The sequence below is a fragment of the Lentzea cavernae genome, from assembly GCF_014653695.1.
Lineage (GTDB): Bacteria > Actinomycetota > Actinomycetes > Mycobacteriales > Pseudonocardiaceae > Lentzea > Lentzea cavernae.
The window spans coordinates 356,884-376,572 of record NZ_BNAR01000003.1; the positions used below are offsets into that span (position 1 = coordinate 356,884).

The 19,689-nt window shown below is 69.3% G+C and carries 23 protein-coding genes; 6 read left to right on the forward strand and 17 right to left on the reverse strand.

All coding sequences use genetic code 11. The annotated features are described in order from the left end of the window. Positions 1-41 precede the first annotated feature (41 nt). Both IE307_RS11805 and IE307_RS11810 read left to right on the forward strand, forming a co-directional pair. Positions 42-725 (forward strand): pentapeptide repeat-containing protein, encoded by a 684-nt coding sequence (locus IE307_RS11805; protein ID WP_191297950.1) that lies wholly within the window; start codon positions 42-44, stop codon positions 723-725. A gap of 82 nt (positions 726-807) precedes the next feature. Further along, complete coding sequence (locus IE307_RS11810) at positions 808-1,803, forward strand: NADH:flavin oxidoreductase/NADH oxidase (RefSeq protein WP_191297951.1); 996 nt, start codon at positions 808-810, stop codon at positions 1,801-1,803. Between the two features lie 73 nt (positions 1,804-1,876). On the opposite strand, the gene IE307_RS11815 is transcribed toward IE307_RS11810, so the two are convergent. Continuing rightward, positions 1,877-2,065 (reverse strand): DUF3073 domain-containing protein, encoded by a 189-nt coding sequence (locus IE307_RS11815; RefSeq protein WP_191297952.1) that lies wholly within the window; start codon positions 2,063-2,065, stop codon positions 1,877-1,879. A 173-nt stretch (positions 2,066-2,238) separates the two neighbouring features. Here IE307_RS11815 and IE307_RS11820 point away from each other — a divergent pair, with 173 nt between their 5' ends. Next, positions 2,239-3,099, forward strand: coding sequence for a DUF8083 family protein (locus tag IE307_RS11820; protein ID WP_191297953.1), 861 nt, complete (start codon positions 2,239-2,241; stop codon positions 3,097-3,099). On the opposite strand, the gene IE307_RS11825 is transcribed toward IE307_RS11820, so the two are convergent. Genes IE307_RS11825 through IE307_RS11845 form a run of 5 tightly spaced genes read right to left on the reverse strand, consistent with a single transcriptional unit; the run spans position 3,042 to position 7,188 of the window. Then, complete coding sequence (locus tag IE307_RS11825; protein WP_191297954.1) at positions 3,042-4,223, reverse strand: MFS transporter; 1,182 nt, start codon at positions 4,221-4,223, stop codon at positions 3,042-3,044. The genes IE307_RS11820 and IE307_RS11825 overlap by 58 nt on opposite strands. Positions 4,224-4,266: 43 nt before the next feature. Continuing rightward, the gene (locus IE307_RS11830; RefSeq protein WP_191297955.1) at positions 4,267-4,836 is read right to left on the reverse strand and encodes an RsiG family protein; all 570 of its coding nucleotides are present in this window, start codon (positions 4,834-4,836) and stop codon (positions 4,267-4,269) included. A gap of 60 nt (positions 4,837-4,896) precedes the next feature. Next, positions 4,897-5,721, reverse strand: coding sequence for a beta-keto acid cleavage family enzyme (locus tag IE307_RS11835; RefSeq protein WP_191297956.1), 825 nt, complete (start codon positions 5,719-5,721; stop codon positions 4,897-4,899). Positions 5,722-5,740: 19 nt separating this feature from the next. Beyond that, complete coding sequence (gene ygfZ / locus IE307_RS11840; RefSeq protein WP_191297957.1) at positions 5,741-6,802, reverse strand: CAF17-like 4Fe-4S cluster assembly/insertion protein YgfZ; 1,062 nt, start codon at positions 6,800-6,802, stop codon at positions 5,741-5,743. Then, the gene (locus IE307_RS11845; protein WP_373306007.1) at positions 6,799-7,188 is read right to left on the reverse strand and encodes a Fur family transcriptional regulator; all 390 of its coding nucleotides are present in this window, start codon (positions 7,186-7,188) and stop codon (positions 6,799-6,801) included. The genes ygfZ and IE307_RS11845 overlap by 4 nt, the downstream gene beginning before the upstream one ends. Before the next feature lie 81 nt (positions 7,189-7,269). Here IE307_RS11845 and IE307_RS11850 point away from each other — a divergent pair, with 81 nt between their 5' ends. Continuing rightward, positions 7,270-8,112 (forward strand): aminodeoxychorismate lyase, encoded by an 843-nt coding sequence (locus IE307_RS11850; RefSeq protein WP_191297959.1) that lies wholly within the window; start codon positions 7,270-7,272, stop codon positions 8,110-8,112. A gap of 5 nt (positions 8,113-8,117) precedes the next feature. On the opposite strand, the gene IE307_RS11855 is transcribed toward IE307_RS11850, so the two are convergent. The 11 genes from IE307_RS11855 to IE307_RS11900 form a co-directional block, all read right to left on the reverse strand. Then, positions 8,118-10,652 carry a glycosyl hydrolase family 18 protein gene (locus IE307_RS11855; RefSeq protein ID WP_191297960.1) on the reverse strand — a complete coding sequence of 845 codons (2,535 nt, stop codon included), beginning with the start codon at positions 10,650-10,652 and terminating at the stop codon, positions 8,118-8,120. 84 nt (positions 10,653-10,736) lie between these two features. Continuing rightward, the gene (locus tag IE307_RS11860) at positions 10,737-11,588 is read right to left on the reverse strand and encodes a 5-oxoprolinase subunit C family protein (protein ID WP_191297961.1); all 852 of its coding nucleotides are present in this window, start codon (positions 11,586-11,588) and stop codon (positions 10,737-10,739) included. Continuing rightward, positions 11,585-12,172, reverse strand: a complete 588-nt coding sequence (gene pxpB, locus IE307_RS11865; RefSeq protein WP_191297962.1) for a 5-oxoprolinase subunit PxpB — start codon at positions 12,170-12,172, stop codon at positions 11,585-11,587. The genes IE307_RS11860 and pxpB overlap by 4 nt, the downstream gene beginning before the upstream one ends. Positions 12,173-12,366: 194 nt before the next feature. Beyond that, entirely contained in the window at positions 12,367-12,978 is a 612-nt protein-coding gene (locus IE307_RS11870) for a heme-binding beta-barrel domain-containing protein (RefSeq protein WP_191297963.1), read from the reverse strand. Between the two features lie 1,078 nt (positions 12,979-14,056). Further along, positions 14,057-14,356 carry a DUF1416 domain-containing protein gene (locus IE307_RS11875; RefSeq protein ID WP_191297964.1) on the reverse strand — a complete coding sequence of 100 codons (300 nt, stop codon included), beginning with the start codon at positions 14,354-14,356 and terminating at the stop codon, positions 14,057-14,059. A 2-nt stretch (positions 14,357-14,358) separates the two neighbouring features. Then, positions 14,359-15,204 (reverse strand): sulfurtransferase, encoded by an 846-nt coding sequence (locus tag IE307_RS11880; protein WP_191297965.1) that lies wholly within the window; start codon positions 15,202-15,204, stop codon positions 14,359-14,361. Between the two features lie 30 nt (positions 15,205-15,234). After that, positions 15,235-15,702 carry a DUF4395 domain-containing protein gene (locus IE307_RS11885; RefSeq protein WP_191297966.1) on the reverse strand — a complete coding sequence of 156 codons (468 nt, stop codon included), beginning with the start codon at positions 15,700-15,702 and terminating at the stop codon, positions 15,235-15,237. 41 nt (positions 15,703-15,743) lie between these two features. Next, complete coding sequence (locus tag IE307_RS47615) at positions 15,744-15,821, reverse strand: putative leader peptide (RefSeq protein WP_373306008.1); 78 nt, start codon at positions 15,819-15,821, stop codon at positions 15,744-15,746. Between the two features lie 79 nt (positions 15,822-15,900). Then, positions 15,901-16,314 carry a thioredoxin family protein gene (locus IE307_RS11890; protein ID WP_191297967.1) on the reverse strand — a complete coding sequence of 138 codons (414 nt, stop codon included), beginning with the start codon at positions 16,312-16,314 and terminating at the stop codon, positions 15,901-15,903. Next, positions 16,311-17,129 (reverse strand): LmeA family phospholipid-binding protein, encoded by an 819-nt coding sequence (locus IE307_RS11895; protein ID WP_191297968.1) that lies wholly within the window; start codon positions 17,127-17,129, stop codon positions 16,311-16,313. The genes IE307_RS11890 and IE307_RS11895 overlap by 4 nt, the downstream gene beginning before the upstream one ends. After that, positions 17,126-17,833, reverse strand: coding sequence for an alpha/beta hydrolase (locus IE307_RS11900; RefSeq protein ID WP_229904631.1), 708 nt, complete (start codon positions 17,831-17,833; stop codon positions 17,126-17,128). Before IE307_RS11900 ends, IE307_RS11895 begins: the two co-directional genes overlap by 4 nt. A 190-nt stretch (positions 17,834-18,023) precedes the next feature. Here IE307_RS11900 and IE307_RS11905 point away from each other — a divergent pair, with 190 nt between their 5' ends. Then, positions 18,024-18,785 (forward strand): response regulator transcription factor, encoded by a 762-nt coding sequence (locus tag IE307_RS11905; protein ID WP_229904632.1) that lies wholly within the window; start codon positions 18,024-18,026, stop codon positions 18,783-18,785. A 10-nt stretch (positions 18,786-18,795) separates the two neighbouring features. Next, positions 18,796-19,671 carry a mycothiol synthase gene (gene mshD / locus IE307_RS11910; RefSeq protein WP_191297970.1) on the forward strand — a complete coding sequence of 292 codons (876 nt, stop codon included), beginning with the start codon at positions 18,796-18,798 and terminating at the stop codon, positions 19,669-19,671. Positions 19,672-19,689 lie beyond the last annotated feature (18 nt).

The following is a 19,689-nucleotide window of genomic DNA, read 5'->3' on the forward strand; positions in this document are numbered from 1 at the left end:
CGGATACCGCCTGCTCCGGCCCATCACGAGGATGGGTCCCCGTGAGCAAGCGGATGTTCAGGCTCGAGGCGGTCGCGCTGATCGTGTTCGGCGTTGTCCTGCTGGTGCCGCAGACCGGTCCGCGTTCCTCGTCGCTGCTGTTCCTCGGTGGTCTGCTGGTCGTCGCGGGGGTGGGGCTGGCCTGGTTCCAGGTCAGCGACGGCCAGGTCGTCGACCGGTACCGCCACGCCGTCGAGCAGCTCGGCAGCGACCAAGCCGAGGTCCGGATCGGCGGGCTGCACGAGCTGGACCAGATCGCGGAGGACTCGGCTAAGAGCCGTCCGCTCGTGGAGGGCACCATCGGTGACTTCCTGCGCGAGCGATTTCCCTGGACGGCCGCGGAGCAGCCGTCACGGCCCGCCGGCGCGAGTCCGGCACCGGACATCGAGGCTGCTCTGGCGATCCTCACCCGGCGGCCCGGCGCGGTGATCGACCTGTCCCACGTCGACCTGCGGGGCGTGAACCTGCGAGGGGTCAGCCTGCGCGAGGCCTCGCTGCGGGGCGCCTGCCTCGAAGGCGCCGACCTGCGCGCCGCCGACCTCACCGACGCGGACCTGCGCGGCGCCGACATGCGGGCCGGCAACCTCGACAAGGCGGCCCTCACCGGGGCCCGCGTCGACCGGCGAACGGTCTGGCCGCCCGACTTCACCCCGGCCCGTGTCTCTGCGTCGCTGTTCAGTGACTGAGACAACCCCATCGCGGGGAACAACCCGCCGAACCGCTCCCTTGAACATTTAGTTAGGTCTACGAAACGTTCGAGGAGCACCCGTGAGCCTGTTGTTCTCCCCGCTGACCCTGCGCTCGGTCACGCTGCCGAACCGCATCGCGGTCAGCCCGATGTGCCAGTACTCGGTCGAGAAGGAGGACGGCGTCCCCACCGACTGGCACCTCGTCCACCTGGGCTCCCGCGCGGTCGGCGGCGCCGGCCTGGTGATGGCCGAGGCCACCGCGGTCGAGGCCATCGGGCGGATCTCGCCGCAGGACACCGGCATCTGGAACGACGAGCAGGTCGAGGCCTGGAAGCCGATCACGAAGTTCATCAAGGAGCACGGCTCGGTGCCCGCGATCCAGCTCGCGCACGCCGGCCGCAAGGCGATCGGTGACTGGGTGCCGGTGGCGCCCACGACCGAGCCGTTCCCCGGCGGCAACCAGCCGGAGAAGCTGAGGAACACGACGCAGATCGTGAAGGCGTTCGTCGACGCCGCGCTCAGGGCGATCGAGGCCGGCTTCGAGGTGCTCGAGGTCCACGCCGCGCACGGCTACCTGCTGCACGAGTTCTACTCGCCGCTGACGAACGAGGGCAGCATCGAGGAGCGCATCGCCCTGCCCGTCGAGGTCACCGCCGCCGTGAGGGCAGCGGTCGGCCCCGAGGTGCCGGTGCTGGTGCGGATCAGCGGCACCGACTGGGTCGACGACGGCTGGACCGCCGACGACAGCGTCGTGCTGGCACAGGCGCTCAAGGCCGCGGGTGCGGACCTGATCGACGTGTCCAGCGGCGGCAACACCGCGCAGGCGGACATCCCCGTGGGGCCCGGCTACCAGGTGCCGCTCGCCGAAGCTGTGCGACGCAAGGCAGACGTGCCCACGGGTGCGGTCGGCCTGATCACCGAGGCGAAGCAGGCCGAGCAGGTTTTGGCGGACGGTTCCGCCGACCTGGTCCTGCTCGCGCGCGAACTGCTCCGCGACCCGTACTGGCCGCTGCACGCGGCACAGCAGCTGGGTGTGGAAGTCAGGGCGCCGAAGCAGTACGCCAGGGCTTTCTGAAAACGCCCTCAGAGTTCAAGGGCTGGGCACCGGGGTCACCGGTTGCCCAACCCTTGAACTCCGAAGGCTGAATTCAGCGACGGTAATCGTCGTAGTCGTCGTACGGGTCGTCGTGTGGCTCGTCGCCACCACCACTCCCGTTCGCCGACCTTTCATCAGTCGACAGCTCGCGCTGCAACGCAGCGAAGTCGGTCTCATGAGAGCTGTATTTGAGCTCCCTGGCGACCTTCGTCTGCTTGGCCTTCGCTCGGCCGCGCCCCATGGCTCGACCCCCTCGCACAGGGACGGGGGCGGCCGGGGGAACGGCGGCCCCACTCGTCTCGACAACTGATTCCTGGTAACTACCGTACCGTGCCGATGGGGTTCCTCGCGACGCGGTAGGCGTGACACGTACCGCCAAATCTCGTGGCCGCCCCCGAGTGGAAGGATGCACAGGTGCCCAGACCGTTCGTCGCCTACCTACGGGTGTACGAACCGTTATCGGTCTTGGACGCTGAGCTAGCTTCCAAAGTGGAGAAAGCCCTGGAAGAGGGCCCTGTCCCCCGCTCGGAGGCAGGTGACCGGGAACGAGAGCTGTGGTTGCGATCACAGTTGGGACGAAAGCTCCTCCCGGGCGAGTCCTTCGACGTCATGACGATCAGTCCGGCCGAGGTTCCGACCTCCGAGGCCGCCAGGGTCGGGCAGGGTCCGCTCGTCTGCCCGCTGGACCTCCGGGCCCGCTCCGCCGCCGCCCTCGTGGGCTTCCTGGCCTCCGCGCCGCCGATCCTGCAGGACGCGGCCCTCGACCTCTCGCCGGAAACGGTCCGGGCGCGCGCGTCCGCCGTGATGGCCGAACTCTCCTCCGGCGCGGTCCACGTGATCTCCACGACGTGGACGATCCCGCTCCCGTGGTTCGCCCTCGTCGACCCGGCCCAGCGCCGTGTGGTCCTCGCCAGCGCCCAGGACGACCCGGAACGCCAGGTGTCGTGGCGGGTGGCCATGGCCGACGCCCGCCGCCGGGTCGCGCGGGCCCACCGGGTCGTGAAGCGCTCCCTGGGTGACGACGGCCCGGCCAAGGTCCTCGCCGACACGGGCCGCTGGCTCGAGCACTTCCACCCGCACGCGGCCGTCGAGCTCGACTACGGCGGCCTGGTGCAGCTGCTGGAGGACAAGGACCTGCTCGAGGACACCTCGGCGGTCGACGTGAACGCCATCATCGACGCACTCGAAGCGGACGACGCCGAGGAGGTCGCGCTGCGCTACGAGTCGCTGCGGGAGTTCTGGAGCGAGCTGGCCCGCAGGGAACGCCACGGCTGAAGCAGCACCCGCGCGGCCACGGCGGCCACCGCTGCCAGCACCATCGCCGCCGGCCATCCCACGGTCACCGCGACGAAGCTCGCGACGAACGGGGTCACCGAGGCGCTGAGGTAGTTCGCCGAGTTCTGCATGGCGATCGCGGTGGCGCTGCGGCCGTCCGGCGCCAGCTCACCGGCCTCGGTCACCGCGAGCCCGTTCCAGCACAGCGCGAACAACGACGTGGGCACCAGCACCGCGACCAGCACCGGCAACGGCGCCTGGTCCAGCGCGGCGACCAGCACGAACCCACCTGCGGTGATCACTGAGACGATCTTCAACGGCCCGATCCGGCTGCGCGCCCGGTCCGACCACACCCCGACCGCCAGCCTCCCCGCCCCGCCGAGCACCTGCGCGACGGCGAAGACGGCCGCAGCCGCCGTGACGCTCATGCCGCGGTGCTCGTGCAGGAGAGGGACCATCAGCGCCGTGGTGGTGAACTGGGGCACCACGAGCAGGCCGCTGGCGAGCGACAGCCGCAGCAACCGGGGGTCCTTGAGCACCAGGCCGTGCTCGGAGGTCGCCCGGACCGCGCCGGGGGGTTCGCGGACCAGCAACGCCACCGCGAGCGCCACGAACGCCGTCACGCCCGCCAGCACGACGAACGCGGTGGGCACGCCGGACGACAGCGCGATCCCGGGCAGGACGGCGGCGGTGAGGGCCGCGCCGAGCGGGGTCGCCGTCTGGCGGACGCCCATCGCGAGCCCGCGCGACTCCTTGCTGAACCACGACATCACCGCCCGCCCGCTGGCCGCGTTGACGCTGGCCCCGAACAGGCCGGCCGCGAGCAGTGCGAGACCGGCGATCCAGGCGTTGCCCAGCGCCACGGCGAGAAGACAGGCCGCGGCACCCACGCCACCGATGGTCATCACGAGCCGTTCGCCGCGCCGGTCCGCGACGACTCCCCACGGCACGAGAGCGATCATCGTGCCGAGGTTGACCGCACCGAGGAGAAGCCCGACCTGGGGCAGCGTGAGGGAGAAGTGCTGCTGGAGCTGCGGGCTGATCGCGGGCAGACCGAGGAAGACGGCCGCGTTCGTGCCCTGCGCCAACGCTCCGACAGACAGCACGACCCAGCGGTACCCCATGGGGGCACGCTAGGTCGGCTGCTCAGAAAGTGGAAAGGTCGTCTTATCTCTTGGGACGGTGGTGGCCGCGCTCGGCGGCCAGCAGCTCGTCCACCGACGCGCTCCCGCGCTGGTAGCGCGAGGCGATCTCGGCGTTGAGCTTGTCCACGACCACCTGCACCTCACGCCGCCGCACCGACACGGACGCCTCTTCCGAGATGAACGTCTCCAGCACCTCGATGAGCTTCGAGTCGTCCAGAGAGCTCACGTCGGAGAGGTCCACGTCGGAGATGAGCGCCTCGACGTGCCGTTGATGCGCATCAGCACGTGACGGCTCATGGGTCTGATACCGGCCCAGGCCGGTCGCGGGACCCACGGCGTTCGTGGAGAGGATCGTGGCCAGTTGGTCGACCACCGCTGAGCCGCCGGAGCTGCGGCGCTCTTGTTCGGCACGCACGATGTCGATCCGCGCGTGCAACAACCGGCGCAGGTAGGACAGATCTGTCTCTTCCTGCGCGGCCTCGTCGCGGAGTTCGCGCACCTCGACGAGCGGGCGCTGCTCGACGCCCTCCGTGTAGTCGGGGGCGAGCACCCGGTCGATTCGGCGGCGCCCGCCAGGACGCACCTCGATCACGTGTCCATCCTGCGGTAGATCCTCCCTACCCGCCAACACATCCCATGCACCAAACTTGTCTCAAATGTGCACGCCCAGCAGCTTTCGCGCCTCGTCCGGGGACAAAGCGGGTCGCTGGGCGATCTTGGAGAGACCTGCGGCACGTGCCACGAGCTGTGCGTTGTCCCGCACCGGCACGCCCCGCGAGTAGCTGACGGTGTCTTCCATACCCACCCGGAGGTGGCCACCCGCACCCAAAGCGGTGAACATCACCGGCAGGGTGGTCCGGCCGATCCCGGTGGCCGAGAACGTCGCCCCGTCCGGCAGGGCGTTCAGGGCGGCGACCAGCGTCGCCGCGTCACCCGGCATGCCGCCGGGCACCCCCATCACGAAGTCGACGTGCACGTGACCGCCCGCGGGCAGGCCGTGCTGGTCAAGCAGGCGCTTCAGCGACGCGAGCTGCCCGACGTCGAAGATCTCGTACTCCGGGACGATGCCGCGTTCCTGCATGCCCTTGTGCAGGGAGACGATGAACTCCCAGCGGTTCAGGAACACGTCGTCACCGAAGTTGACGGTGCCCATCGTGCAGGACGCCGAGTCCGGCATCGCCTCCAGCACGCGCAGGCGGTCTTCCTCGGGGTCGTGCACCGACCCGCCGGTCGACAGCTGCACGACGAGGTTGGTCTCGGAGCGCAACGCCTCGACGGTGGCCTTGAGCAGACCCAGGTCGAGCGACGGCTTCGCGTCCTCGCCCCGGATGTGGACGTGGATCATCGCCGCGCCGACCTGCTCGCAGCTCTGCGCCGTCTTGACCAGCTCTTCCAGGGTCACCGGAAGCTGCGGGACGTCGGCTTTCGCGTGCTCCGCTCCGGTGGGAGCGACAGTGATGAGCGTGCCCAGGGACATGTACCGGGACTTTAGGGCGTCACGCCCTCAAGTTGCGAACAGCTTCCCGGCCCAATCCGGGCGTGTCAGCGGGCACCGAGTCGGGGTCGATCCGCGCCGCGACCTCGCGCTCGGGGGCACCCGCGGTCAGCTCCGCGTCGATCGGCACAGACCGCTTGACCAGCGCCAACGCGATCGCGCCGAGCTCGTGGTGCAGCGCCACGCTGCCCACCCGGCCCACCGCGCGGCCGTCCAGCGCTACCGGGTCACCGGGCTCGGGCTGGGCATCCGCAGAACCATCCAGGTGGAGTAGGAGCATCCGCCGCGGCGGTCGTCCCACGTTGTGGACCTTCGCGACCGTCTCCTGGCCGCGGTAGCACCCCTTGTTCAGGTGCACGGCCGGGTCGATCAGGCCGACCTCGTGCGGGATCGTGCGTTCGTCGGTGTCGACGCCCTGCCGCGCGCGCAGCGACTCGACCCGCAGCGCCTCGAACGCGTAGCTGCCCGCGGGGCGCGCGCCGGCGTCCGTGATGCGCTCCCACCACGCCGCCTTCTCGTCGCGCGGGACCAGCAGGTCGAAGGCGTTCGGACCGGGCCACGACGCCTTGCGGACGAAGCCCTCTCCGAGCGCGTCGACCCCGGACGGCCGCGGGACGCCGAGCTTCTCGAGCAGCGCGGGCGCGTCCGGACCGGTGATCGTCAGCAGCGCGAACTCGCCGGTGGCGTCGCGCGGCTCGACCTTGGACCAGAAGACCATCTTCTTCAGGTACGCGAGCAGGTCGTCGACCTTCTCGACGTCGAGGAACACCGTTCCGCCGACGTTCGCGACCACCATGTGGTGCTCCAGGCGCCCCTGGGCGTCGAGGATCAGCGCCTCGGTGGCCGCGCCCTCGCCCAGCTGCTCGAAGTGCTGGCTCGTGAGCTGGTGCAGCCACTTGAGCCGGTCCTCGCCGGGGATCGCGATGATCCCGCGGTTCGAGCGGTCGACGACGACCACCGAACGGGCGGCTGACCGCTGCTCCGCGAACGGGTCTCCGTAGTGCCAGGCGACGCCGGCATCCGTCGAATCGTCGGGCGGCGGGACGGCTCCGGGGAGAGTCACTCGGTCTCCTGCTCCTGCTTCAAACAGTCGCGGCACGTGCCGGACAGCGCGAGATGGGTTGCATCCAGTTCGAACCCGTCGCGCTCCCGCAATGTTCCGACCAACGGGTCGAGAAGCTCACACGGGATCTCCTGGACCGAGCCGCAGACGTGGCACACGAGGTGCACGTGCTGGTGCTCGTCGACCGAGTAGCTCGGCGCGCCGTGGCCCAGGTGCGTGTGCCGCACGAGCCCGAGCCGGTCGAGCAGGTCGAGCGTGCGGTAGATCGTCGTGATGTTGACCGTCGGCGCCGTCTCCTGGACGCGCGCGCAGATCTGCTCCGGAGTGGCGTGCTCCAGCGCCCTGACCGCGTCCAGCACGAGCTGGCGCTGCGGCGTCATCCTCATGCCGCGGTCGTGCAGCGTTTTCCGCAGGCCTCTTGCGGTCTCCACGGCCGCCATGTTAATCGCTGCCAGTAGGCTCGGCCCATGCGCGTGCTGGCACTGCTCGACGGAACCCTCGCTGACCCCGACTCGCCGCAGATCCGCGTCGACGACCTGGGGCTGATGCGCGGTGATGGCGTGTTCGAAACGATCCTCGTGGTCGGCGGGAAGCCCCGCGAACTGACGCCGCACCTGGACCGGCTCGACCGGTCTGCCGCCATGCTCGACATGTCGCCTCCTCCGCGTGCGGAGTTCGAGCGCGCGGTCGAGCTCGTCATCGGCAACTGGACCGGCGGCGAGGAGTTCGCCCTCAAGCTCGTCTACACCCGCGGTGTCGAGGGCGGCGACGGCACGCCCACCGGGTTCGCGATCGGCATGGAGATCGGCGCGAAGGTGCTCAAGCAGCGCGCCGAGGGCCTGTCCGCCGTGACGCTGGACCGCGGCATCGACGCCGACCTCGCCGACCGCGCGCCGTGGCTGCTGCTGGGCGCGAAGTCGTTGTCGTACGCGATCAACATGGCCGCGCTGCGCGAGGCCGAGCGCCGCGGCGCCGCCGAGGTCATCTTCACGACCTCGGACGGCTCCGTGCTCGAGGGCCCGACCTCGACGCTGATCCTGGTGCGCGGCAAGACGTTGGTCACGCCGCCGTCGAAGCTCGGCATCCTGCCCGGCACCACGCAGTACGCGCTGTTCCGAGCCGCCGAGCGCGCCGGCTGGACCGTGCTCGTGGAGCCGATCCAGACCGGCGAGCTCTACGACGCCGAGGGCGTGTTCCTCTGCTCCAGCGTCCGCAAGATCACGCGGGTGACCGTGCTGGACGGCAAGCAGCTGCCCGACTCGGCGGCCCTGCTGACCGAGCTGCAGGGTCTGTACGAGTCCGAGTACTAGAACTTCTAGCGGAGTCCGGCGTCGACCGCGGCCATCAACGGGCCGCGGTCACCGGACATCTCCCAGAACATCGCGCCCAGCAGGTTCTTCGACTTGAGCCACGCGGTCTTGCGCTGGATCGACCAGGCGTCGTCGAAGGTCCACCACTGGTTGCCGGTGTAGCAGGACGTCGCCACGGCCACCTCGTCGTGGAAGACCGTGCAGTTCGGCACCGACGCGACGAGGTTGGCGTACCCGCGCGTGCCCGACTCCTCCGGGAACTGACCAGGAGCCGCACCACCCGCGGTCTGCCACTCGCCGTTCTTGCCGCCGTTCGCCACGTTCTGCCAGCCGCGTCCGTAGAACGCGAGGCCGAGCGTGATCTTGCGCGACGGCACTCCCGCGTCGAGGTAGGCCTGCACGGTGCTCTCGACGCTGAACTTGGTCGTGTAAGGGTCGTCCGGGTCCGGGTAGAGGTTGCCCTGGTGGCCGGTCCGGTTCGGCTCCCACGAGTTGTCGCTGCCGGAGCCGTGGAAGTCGTAGCCCTGGACGTTGAAGATGTCCATCGACTGCGCGACCCGCCCGAGTTCCCAGCCGGCCTCGATCTTGGCGGGGTCGGCCGGGGTGAACGCCGTGAGCTGGTAGCGCTTGCCCGTGGTCGTGGTGAGCGCGTCGAACTGCCGGCGGAACTCCTCGATCAGCAGGGTGTTGTTGACCTTGTCCTGCGGTCCGAAGTGGTTGCCCGCGTGACCTTCCGCGCCCGGCCACTCCCAGTCGAGGTCGATGCCGTCGAAGATGCCCGCCGCGCTGCCGGGACCGCCCGCGCCGTTGTACACGGGCAGGTTTCCCTTGATGTAGACGTCGATGCAGGACGACACGAACTTCTTGCGCGCCGCGTCCGTCGCCGCGACGTCGGAGAAGTACTTGGAGTACGTCCACCCGCCGAGCGAGATCAGCACCTTGAGGTTCGGGTGCTTCGCCTTGAGCTTCTTGAGCTGGTTGTAGTTGCCGCGCAACGGTTCCCAGCCGCTGTCCGCGACGCCGTCGACGGACTGGGCCGCGGACATCGGCCTGCTGTAGTCGGCTTCCGCGTCACCGGCGCCGTCACCCTGGTTCGGGTCCTGCGGGTTCGGGCTCGTGCCCTTCGTGACGCCGTGCAGGCACGTCAGGTTGACCGGGTCGATGTTGCCGAACGCGTAGTTGACGTGCGTCATCTTCGCGGCGTCCATGTCCTTTACGAAGTACTGGCGCCCGTAGATGCCCCACTGCACGAAGTACCCGACACGGGCGTACCCGCCGACGATGTCACCGGTGCGCTCGTTCAGCGTGTTGCTCGGCGTCGAGAGGTTGTCGTAGAGGTCGCGTGCCCGGACGGTGAACGTGTAGTTCGTGGACGGCGAGAGTCCGGTGATCGTTGCAGTGGTGCCTGCGATGGTGGTCTTGACCGTCCCGCCGACCAGAACGTCGTAGTTCGCGACGCCTTTGTTGTCCGTGGACGCGTTCCACGCCAGCGTGATGCTGCCCGCGTCTTTCGCCGTCGAGCGCAGGTTGCCTGGAGCGGTCGGCGGGGTCGTGTCGTCGGCGGGGTTGTTGGTGGTGACGGTGACGGCGGCGCTGGGTCCGCTCTGCGTGCCCTTGGAGTCCTTGGCGCGCACCGTGAACGAGTAGGCGGTGTTCGGGGTCAGACCGGTGATGGTGGCGGACGTCGTGGTGGAGCTTCCGGCGAGCGCCGTGCCGTTGTAGACGTCGTAGCCGGCGATCGGCAGCGAACCCGCCGTGGAGGCGTTCCACTGCAGGCTCACCGTGCGCGTGGTCTTCGCCGGGGACGTCAGGTTCGTCGGCGTGGCCGGCGGGGTGTCCGCGCTGCCGTCGCAGTTGGCGTTGCTGATGCGGCACGTCACCGGGTCGACGTTCTGGCTGATCGAGAACGTCGGGCTGTACGGCTCGGTGCTCGCTCCCGCGTTGATGGTCTTGTTGTAGAAGGCGGGGGTGACGGTGACCTGGTTGCCGTTCTGAGCGACCGTGCCGTTCTGGCCGTTGCTCACCGTCACGCCGTTGGGCAGCGTGAAGGAGATCGACCAGTCGCTGACGGTGGCGGTGCCGTGGTTGCGCACGACGAACTTCGCCGTGCCACTCGCGACCGTGTATTCGGCCGTGAGTCCCGTCGGTGCCGGTGGCGTGGTGCCGCTGCCGTCGCACGCCATGTTGTTGATCGTGCAGGTGGCCGGGTCGGCCGCGGCGCTCAGCGTGAACGTCGGGCTGTACGGCTCGGTGTTGCGCCCGGCGGGGAGGTTGTTGATGTAGAAGGCCGGAGTGAGCGTCACTCTCGTGCCGTTCTGGGTGATCGTCGCGTTCTGGGGACTGGACGCGGTGACACCGGCCGGGAGGTCGAACTTGATCGACCACCCGTTGAGCGCGGTCGTGCTCGCGTTGGCGACCACGAACTTGCCACTCGTGCCGGTGCGGGAGAAGGTCGCGGTGATGCCCGTGGCGGCGTGTGCAGGGACCGCCAGGGCCAGTAGTGCGACCAGAACCGTTAGCAGGGCAGGGATTCGGCGCATGCGGAACTCCAGTTCGGAGAGATTCCGCGGCGGCCGTCAGTTACGGTATTTGGTCTGGACCACTCACGTCAATGCCGCCGTTCGTCAGCCGACCGGCCGGAACCTGACGGCCGTCCCCGGCCGCGCCTGCCCGAGAAACCCCAGGTGATCGCCGTCCACCACGCCGATGACGGGGTAGCCGCCGGTCGTCGGGTGGTCGTTGAGGAAGACCACGGGCTGACCGTCCGGCGGCACCTGAACCGCGCCGGTGATCATCCCCTCGCTGGGAATCTCCCCGTCACGACGATTCAGCACCGTCCCCTGCAACCGCGCGCCGACCCGGTTGCTGCGGTCCGACACCGCCCAGGACCCTTGCCGCAGCTGGGTTTCCGCGTCCTCGAACCAGTCGTCGCGCGGCCCGAGCAGGATCGGGACGACCAGCGTGTGCAACGCCCGGTGCGGCGGCACGACGTCCGCCCCCGTCGCCGTGCCGGGCTTCCCGAGCGTGAGGACGTCGTTGTCCCGCAACGGGTCTGGACCGATTCCGGAGAGCAGGTCGGTGGACCGGCTGCCGAGCTCCTCCGGCACGTCCACGCCCCCGGACAGGGCCAGGTAGGTGCGCAGCCCGGTCTGCGGCGTGCCGATCTCCAGAACCTGCTGCGGCTTCAGGTGGACCGGCTGGTGCGAGTCGACCAGCCTGCCGTCGACGCGGAGCTCGGTGGACGGCCCGGTGACCGCGATCGTGCAACTCGAGTTGGCCTCGAGCGCGAGGCCGCCGAGCAACAGCTCCAGCCCGGCGGCGGACTCGGCGTTGCCGACGAGCCGGTTGGCGAGCTTGAGCGAGTCCCGGTCCAGCGCACCCGACGGAGGCACCCCGAGGTGCGCGTTGCCCGGCCGGCCGAGGTCCTGGACCAGCGCCTGCGGACCGGTCCTGATGATCGTGACGGTGCGGCTCACGCGATCACGAACCTGACCTGGTCGCCGGGCTGCAGGAGCGCGGGCGCCTCGGCCTTGGCGTCGAACAGCGTGATCTCGGTGCGCCCGATCAACCGCCAGCCGCCCGGTGTCGGCCGCGGGTAGGCGGCGGTGAACTCGCCAGCGATGCCGACCGAACCCTGCGGGACCTTCGTGCGCGGGGAGTCGAGCCGGGGCTGCTGGAGTTGTTCTGGAAGGCCGGTGAGGTAGCCGAAGCCCGGCGCGAAGCCGCAGAACGCGACCTCGTAGACGGCCTCGGTGTGGAGCTTCACGACCTCGTCAGGGGTGGTGCCGGCGGTGTCGGCGACCAGGTCGAGGTCCGGGCCGTCGTAGATGACGGGGATGGTGATCTCGCGCGAGTGCGTGGTCGGGGCTTGGCTCAGGTCGACCGTCTTCAGCGCTTCCCTGACCTGGGCCAGCGCGCCCTTGACCAGCACCGTTCGGGCGGCCGGGACCAGTTCCTCGACACCGTCGAGCCTCTCGAGGGCGGCGCGGACGGCCGCGACCTCGGTCAGTGAGTCGACCTCGACCAGGAGCGCGTCGGTTCCGCAGCGCCGCAGAAGCATGGACCCATGCTACGGGGAATCGTGGGATTGTTGAACAATCCGACACGCGAATCGTTCAACAATCCCGCAATCCATCGATCCGATCGTCGGATCGTAGAACGATCCTTCGATCCTTCGATCCTTCGATCCTCACGTCGATCGTTGAACGATCCGACGATCCCCGCGTGGGATTGTTGAACAATCCGGCAGTCTGCTCAGCCGACGATGCGCTTGAGGTGCGCCGACGTGTGCGGCTGCATCTCCTGGCCCATCATGGCGCGCTCCTCGACATACGCGAGGTCGCCGTTGACGACGCCGTACAGGCGCTGCGAAGCCTTGACTTCCTTGGCCGTGGCGGAGCGGATGACCGCGTCCGTCTCGAACTCCCAGGACGTCTGGGTGCGCACCTTGCCGTAGTACAGCTCGACGATGCCCGTGTTGTGGGTCAGCAGGAGCTCGATCGTGTCGTCCTCCTGCGGCCGCCAGAACCCCTGCTCACGCGCTGCGGGACGAATGACCTCGCCCGCCTCGTTGAGCAACCAGCTCCGCGCCTCGTAAACGAGGAACGGCCGCCCGTCGTGAGCGAACGTGATCTGCTGCCCGAAGCGGAACGGACCATCGATCGTCGGGTAGACGACCTCGCCCTCGCCACGCCACACACCCACGAGCGGCAGCACGCCCAACAGGGCGTCGTTCAGGTTCGCGCCTTCACGCAGGTTCGCCGTGTCCGCCGGAATCGGCATGTCGGTGAACTGCGGGAGGTTGCGCTCCCTGGTGGCCGCCGCACGTTCCTCGGCCAGGCGAATGGCCTCGTCGCCGCTGCTCATCGCTGGTCGGAGTAGAGGCGGTAGACGACGTAGCCGGCGAACCACGTCACGGCGATCGTCACTAGCACCAGGAGTCCGGTGAAGATGTGTTCCACGGGGTAAGGATATCTCGGCTGGTTTGACGTGCAGGGTTGTGGTGGTGGAGGACACCGGTTCTTGGTGCGGGTTGCGGGTTGCGGCCTGGTGGGTGGGTTTTGTTGCTTGCGGCCCGTTGCGGTTGAGTGCTTCCCCTGGGGGCTCTGCCCCCAGACCCCCGGCAATCTGATCCGGGGGGTGGCGCCGCCCGTAGGTAGATGGCACGCCTGTTGCGTTGGGCGGCTGCGCGTTGAGTTCGTGGTTGCGTTGGCGGTGGGGTCCCGTCACGAGTCGCACCAGGAGCTGGCCACATGCAGGTAGGGGTGTCAACTCGACGAAGAGCGTGTCGAGTTGACACCCCTACCTGCATGCAGCAAGAGCTGTGGCGCGACTCGTGACGGGACCCCACCGCCCAGGCCTCTTGGTAAGGACGGCTCGCCTGCGGCATCGCGGACGATCTGGGTGCGATGCCGAGAGCATGCGCTCGCACGGCTCGCCTGCGGCATCGCGCGAGAAGGCAGCTCGCCTTCGGCTTCGCGCCGATGCCTGCTCGCGGCCTTTCCGCCTGCTGCCTTCGCCGCCCGCCTGCCGCTCTGCCCCGCGACTTGCTTTCCCCGAGACCTGCCTGACGCTCGGCCGGCCTGCCGCTTCCGACACCTGCAGCCGCCTGCCGCCTAAGCCGCGTGTCGCCCGCCGCTCCACCCGCTTGCCGCTCCACCCGCTCGCCGCTCCGCCCGCTAGGCGGGCTGTCCCCATGACCGCGCGCTCCTCGCCTGCAGCCTCTCCCGCAGCCTCCGCCACTCAGCCCTTCTGCCACCCGGCTCGCATGCCGCCCACCCGGCCCGCATGCCGCCCACCCGGCCCGCCGCCCAGTCCACCCACCGCCCGGCACGATGCCCGGCCAGCTGATCCACCTCCCCCAAGACCACCCGCCCCAAGACGTGGAAAACCCCGGCGGTGAGTCACCGCCGGGGCCTTCGTCATGCCGATCAAGTCGTGCGAACTAGGCGACTGCGATCTCCACCGCGTGCACGCCGGGGCCGGAAGCCGACACGTCGGCCTGGCCGTTGCCGGAGCGGTGCAGTGCGCGGACGGTCCAGCTGCCCGGGGCGGCGAAGAAGCGGAAGTCGCCCTCCGGGGAGGTGACCACCTCCGCGGTGAACTCGCCGGTCGAGTCCAGGAGGCGCACGAAGGCGCCGCCCACGGGGGTGCCGTCGGAGAGGACCTTGCCCTCGAGGACCGTTTCGGTCGTCGCCACGTCGATCGAGCCGCCCTGGGTGGGGGCGCCGCAGCCGTTGGTCATGGTCAGGACTCCTTGCCGGAACCGAGCTCGATCGGCACGCCGATCAGCGAGCCGTACTCCGTCCAAGAACCGTCGTAGTTCTTGACGTCTTCGTGGCCGAGCAGCTCGCGCAGGGCGAACCAGGTGTGGGAGCTGCGCTCGCCGATGCGGCAGTACGCGATGGTCTTGCGGCTGCCGTCGAAGCCGGCTTCGGCGTACAGCGCCTTGAGCTCCTCGTCCGACTTGAAGGTGCCGTCCTCGTTGGCCGCCTTGGACCACGGGACGTTGACGGCGGACGGGATGTGGCCGCCGCGCTGGGCCTGCTCCTGCGGGAGGTGCGCGGGTGCCAACAACTTCCCGGAGAACTCGTCGGGGGAACGGACGTCGACGAGGTTCTTGTTGCCGATGGCCTCGACGACCTCGTCGCGGAACGCGCGGATGGAGAGGTCCTGCTCCTGCGCGGAGTAAGTGGTCGCGGAGCGGGTGACCTCTTCCTTGTCCAGAGGACGGCCGTCGAGCTCCCACTTCTTGCGGCCGCCGTCCAACAACTTCACGTTGGTGTGGCCGTAGAGCTTGAAGTACCAGTAGGCGTAGGCGGCGAACCAGTTGTTGTTGCCGCCGTAGAGGACGACGGTGTCGTCGTTGGAGATGCCCTTGGCCGAGAGCAGCTTCTCGAAGCCTTCGCGGTCGATGAAGTCGCGGCGGACCGGGTCCTGCAGCTCCGTCCGCCAGTCGATCCTGACGGCACCGGGGATGTGGCCGCCTTCGTACGCGGTGGTGTCCTCGTCGACCTCCGCGAACACGACGCCCGGCGCCTGGAGGTTTTCCTCGGACCAGGCGGCCGAGACCAGCACGTTCTCACGGCTCATGGGAAGTTGCTCCTGTAGTAGTGCGTGTCGTCATTGCGGTCGAGCGAGGGCAGGCACGAACCTGCGCAGTACGAGGTACATCTCGCACCCGAGGCACAGGCCGAGCGCCGCGTTGAGCAGTGCTGCCACCAGTGCGAAGCCGGTCGCCACCATGCCGAGCGTGGTGAGGCCGGTGGCGTAACCGAGGGTGCCGATCAGTGCGAAGACGAAGCCGACGCCCTGCGCGAACCGCAGCGGGGCGGCTTCCTCGCGTTCGGTGGTCGGGGTCAGACGCGGCTGGATCGCGTAGCGGTAGACGTGACCCCACGGGTTCAACTTCAACGAGATGAACGCGCACATCGCGAACAGCACCGTCTGGGCGGCGAGGAGTCGCCACCAGCCGGTGAGCAGCACGATCGCGAGGATGACGGTGGTCATCCAGGCGGAGAAGCGCGGTCCGCGCGGGTCTACAGGGGAGTCTTTGAGCACGACGACCTCCGGGCAAACGGACGAGAGCATTCAGTCCGGCAGAGGTGGCTGTCAGGCGTCAAGCGGCCCGATCAGCCCGTCGTGCGACACAGGCTGCTGCGCGTGCGGCACAGGTCAACCGCGCGTCGCTTCGTGAGCAGCATGGTCATGGCAGCGAGGGTAGCCCCCAATCCCTCGGTGCGGGAGGTATGTCCACTTGGTGGAACCAACGAGGTTCACCCGACTGGATTAGGGCAGATGCGGGCGCAGCGCTTCGAGCAACGAGTCGCGCTTCGGCACGCCGCCGACCCGCAGCACCTCGGTGCCGTCGGACGTCAGGGCCAGCGTCGTGGGGGTGCGCATGACGCCCAACGACGTGGTGACGTCCGGGAGGTTCGTGACGTCCAGTTCGGCGTGCGTGAGGCCGTCCGTGCGGTCGGCCAGGTCGCGCAGGATCACCTTCGCGTGCCGGCACGGCGCGCAGAACGTGGTGGAGAGCTGGACCAGCGTCACCCCCGGCGCGAGCAGGTCGCGCACGGGAGCGGGCAGGTCGGGGACAACGGCCTTGGAACGGGACGAGATGCGGCCCTCGCGGACCTTGAGCAGCACACCGATCGCGCCGGCCACGGCCAGCGCGCCCAGCAGCGCCCACACACCAGTCATCGTTGGCTCAACGGTACATCCGTGATCTGGCCGGACAGCTTGAACGAGCCGCTCTCCACCTCGACGGCGGTGGGCGTCGCCCCGAACGGCAGCGTGCCGGGGTCGATCTTGATCGCGAGCGCCTGGCGGAGCTGCGGGATGATCTGCTTCAACGACGCGTCGTTGAGCTCGATGTCGTCGATGTTGATCTGGATGGCACCGCTGACCAGGGCGATCTGCCCGTACGCGGTGAGCGTGACGACCTTGCCGGCCACGTTGGTCTCGCCGGAGAGCTTGATCGCGGCGGTCGTCTTCGGCGCCGCGGGGTCGGCCGGGGCCTGCGTGGCGGTGCGGTTGTCAGGCTCGATCGAGAGCTTGTCGAACGGCGTCACCTGGTTCGCGAGCCGGTTCAGGTCCATCGCCTTGATCCGGACGCTGCCCTTGACGGTGTCGATGGTCGCCTTGGAGACGTTGCCCGCGAGCAGGTCTGACAGCTCCACGCGGGTGTGCAGGAGATCGGCCTCGACGTCGAGGTCGCGCAGGTCGACGCCCTGCTGCTCGTCCTTGATCGGCACGCCGTACGCGCGGATCTCCACGTGCTGGTAGTCGCCGCGCAACGCCTGCAGCGTGAACGGGAACCCGTTGATGCGCACCGCAGGGTCCTCGCTGAGCTGCAGCTTCTCCCGCATGCGCTGGGCGATCTGGTACTCGCCGGCGGCCGCGAGGGCGAAGTCGGCCGCCACGAGCAGGATGCCCAGGACGATCACTGTGATGATGAGGAACTTCCCGCGGCGGGACTTCTTCTTCCGCGGCCGTGCGGGCGTCTGCGCAGTCATTCCTCGTCCTCGACGTTAACGGCGATCCATGCCGCCACCCGGTCTACCAGTTCTGGAGTCGCGGCCGTTTCCGCGTGCCGCATGCCGGGTTCGATCCACAACTCGGCATGTCCGGAGGACGCGCGGTGCAGCGACCTGGCGTGCTCCACGGAGAAATAGTGGTCCAGGTCACCGTGCACGATCAGCAGTGGGGTCGGTGTGATGCGCCCGACCACCTCCAGCGGACTCTCCGGCGCTTGTACCCAGCTGCCGCCGAGCCGAACCCCCAGCGCCCGCGCCGCGAGCTTTCCGTGAGGCTGCTCCAGCAGCCAGTGCACCCGGCGCATGGGAGCGGTTTCACGCGACCACCAGCGGGCCGGTCCGCTCACGGCGACGACGGCGTCCGGCCTGGTCTCGCCGAGCGCGGCGTGCCGCAGGACGATCGACGCGCCCATGGAGAACCCGATCGTGGCGATCTTCGAGTAACCCAGCGAGCGAGCCGTCCGCACACCCGCCTCGATGTCGTGGACCTCGTCGGCACCGACCGTGGAGCGCCCTTCGGAGCGTCCGTGCCCGCGGAAGTCGAACGCGACGACACCGGCTTTCCTGGCCAGACGGGCGAGGATCCGCGCGACGTACGGGCGCCGCACGTTGTTCGTGAACCCGTGTCCCACAACGAAAGCGAGGTCGCTTTCGCCCTTGTGGTGGACCCCGTGGAGCCGCACTCCGTCATGTGACGTGGATGTAACAGGGATGACGCCTGTGGAAACAAGTGTGAGCACGGCTTCTTGACCTGGGACTTTCTCGGGTTGCACCGGTATTGTCTCCGTCATCCGCAGGCAACGGGGCCCGGTCACCGTACGCCGCTGGTCTGGTCGAGGTGACCTGACCACGGCCGATTTGGAGGGCACCCCGATGAGCATCGACGTGCTGCTGCTGACGACAGACCCCGACCCGGAGGCCGTGCTTCCCGCTCTGGCTCTGCTCCCGCACGCCGTTCGCCCGCTGCGTCCCGAGGTGTCCGCGCTCCTCGAGGCCGGCCCCCACGACATCGTGCTGGTGGACGCCCGCACCGACCTGGTCGGCGCCCGTTCGCTGTGCCGGCTGCTCGACTCGTCCGGTGTGGACGTGCCCGTGGTGGCGGTCGTCACCGAGGGCGGTCTGGTCGCGGTCAACTCCGACTGGTCGGTCGACGAGATCCTGCTGCCGAACTCCGGCCCCGCCGAGGTCGACGCCCGCCTGCGACTCGTTCGCTCGCGCCGCGGCACCACGGCGCCCGGTGGCGACGGCGCGATCCAGCTCGGCGACCTCGTGATCGACGAGGCCACCTACACCGCGCGCCTCAAGGGCCGCCCGCTCGACCTCACCTACAAGGAGTTCGAGCTGCTCAAGTACCTCGCGCAGCACGCGGGCCGGGTCTTCACCCGCGCCCAGCTGCTGCAGGAGGTCTGGGGCTACGACTTCTTCGGCGGCACCCGCACGGTCGACGTCCACGTGCGACGGCTGCGCGCCAAGCTCGGCCCCGAGCACGAGGCGCTCATCGGCACGGTCCGCAACGTGGGCTACAAGTTCGTCCGCCCGCCGCGTCCCGGATCGTCGCGCCGCCCGGCCGACGTGGCCGAGGTCGAGGTCGACGACTCCGCGCGTGTCCTGGATGAGCGTTTGATCGCGCGGTAGGTTCGCCTTTGTGGCGCAACTGAGCTGGTTCGAGGAGCTGACGGCCGACCAGGCCGCCGAGGTGACGCGGCTTTTGCAGGCCGCGCAGGGCAGCGACGGGGTGGCGCCGGTCGGCGAGGCCGTCCGGCTGCGGTTGCGCCCCGGCGCGACGGGCAGCCGGCACCTCCTCGCGCACCTGGACGGCGAGCTCGCCGGGTACGCGCACGTCGACCTGATCGGTGACTCCGGCGGCAACAAGGTCGCCGAGCTCGCCGTGCACCCGCGGTACCGCCATCAGGGCGTGGGCGAGGCGCTGGTCAACGCGCTTCCCCAGGAGTCTCTGCGCATCTGGGCCCACGGCGGCCACCCGGACGCCGAGAAGCTCGCCGAGAAGCTCGGCTTCCGCAAGGTGCGCGAGCTGCTGCGGATGAAGCTGCGCGTCGAGAACGACCTTCCCGAGCCCAAACTGCCCGAGGGCGTCACCATCCGGCCGTTCGTGCCCGGCAGGGACGAGGCCGCGGTCGTCTACGTGAACCACCGCGCGTTCGACTGGCACCCCGAGCAGGGCGCGATGTCCATCGAGGACGTTCGCGCCAAAGAAGAAGAGGCCTGGTTCGACCCGGAGGGCTTCCTGCTCGCGTTCGACGCCGACGACCACCTGGCGGGCTTCCACTGGACGAAGGTCCACACGCCCGAGCTGGGCGAGGTCTACGTCGTGGGCGTCGACCCGGACCGCCAGGGAGGCGGCCTGGGCAAGGCGCTCACCCTCGCCGGTCTGCGCCACCTGCGCGAACAGGGCGTCAAGGAAGTGATGCTCTACGTCGAGTCCGACAACACGGCGGCGGTGCGCGTCTACACGAAGCTCGGCTTCACCCTTTGGGACGCCGACGTCCAGTACGCCCGGTAGTCAACGTACCGTCACAAA

Bases quoted from the DNA above. Each gene is read 5' to 3' on its own strand.
- pxpB (WP_191297962.1), bottom strand. From the start codon at position 12,172: ATGCTTCTGCGGCGCTGCGGAACCGACGCGCTCCTGGTCGAGGTCGAC.
- IE307_RS11855 (WP_191297960.1), bottom strand. From the start codon at position 10,652: ATGCGCCGAATCCCTGCCCTGCTAACGGTTCTGGTCGCACTACTGGCC.
- IE307_RS11870 (WP_191297963.1), bottom strand. From the start codon at position 12,978: ATGAGCAGCGGCGACGAGGCCATTCGCCTGGCCGAGGAACGTGCGGCG.
- IE307_RS11845 (WP_373306007.1), bottom strand. From the start codon at position 7,188: ATGAGGATGACGCCGCAGCGCCAGCTCGTGCTGGACGCGGTCAGGGCG.
- IE307_RS11875 (WP_191297964.1), bottom strand. From the start codon at position 14,356: ATGACCAACGGCTGCGGCGCCCCCACCCAGGGCGGCTCGATCGACGTG.
- IE307_RS11890 (WP_191297967.1), bottom strand. From the start codon at position 16,314: ATGACTGGTGTGTGGGCGCTGCTGGGCGCGCTGGCCGTGGCCGGCGCG.
- IE307_RS11885 (WP_191297966.1), bottom strand. From the start codon at position 15,702: ATGCTCTCGTCCGTTTGCCCGGAGGTCGTCGTGCTCAAAGACTCCCCT.
- IE307_RS11880 (WP_191297965.1), bottom strand. From the start codon at position 15,204: ATGAGCCGTGAGAACGTGCTGGTCTCGGCCGCCTGGTCCGAGGAAAAC.
- IE307_RS11895 (WP_191297968.1), bottom strand. From the start codon at position 17,129: ATGACTGCGCAGACGCCCGCACGGCCGCGGAAGAAGAAGTCCCGCCGC.
- IE307_RS11850 (WP_191297959.1), top strand. From the start codon at position 7,270: ATGCGCGTGCTGGCACTGCTCGACGGAACCCTCGCTGACCCCGACTCG.
- IE307_RS11835 (WP_191297956.1), bottom strand. From the start codon at position 5,721: ATGTCCCTGGGCACGCTCATCACTGTCGCTCCCACCGGAGCGGAGCAC.
- IE307_RS47615 (WP_373306008.1), bottom strand. From the start codon at position 15,821: ATGACCATGCTGCTCACGAAGCGACGCGCGGTTGACCTGTGCCGCACG.
- IE307_RS11815 (WP_191297952.1), bottom strand. From the start codon at position 2,065: ATGGGGCGCGGCCGAGCGAAGGCCAAGCAGACGAAGGTCGCCAGGGAG.
- IE307_RS11905 (WP_229904632.1), top strand. From the start codon at position 18,024: ATGAGCATCGACGTGCTGCTGCTGACGACAGACCCCGACCCGGAGGCC.
- IE307_RS11825 (WP_191297954.1), bottom strand. From the start codon at position 4,223: ATGGGGTACCGCTGGGTCGTGCTGTCTGTCGGAGCGTTGGCGCAGGGC.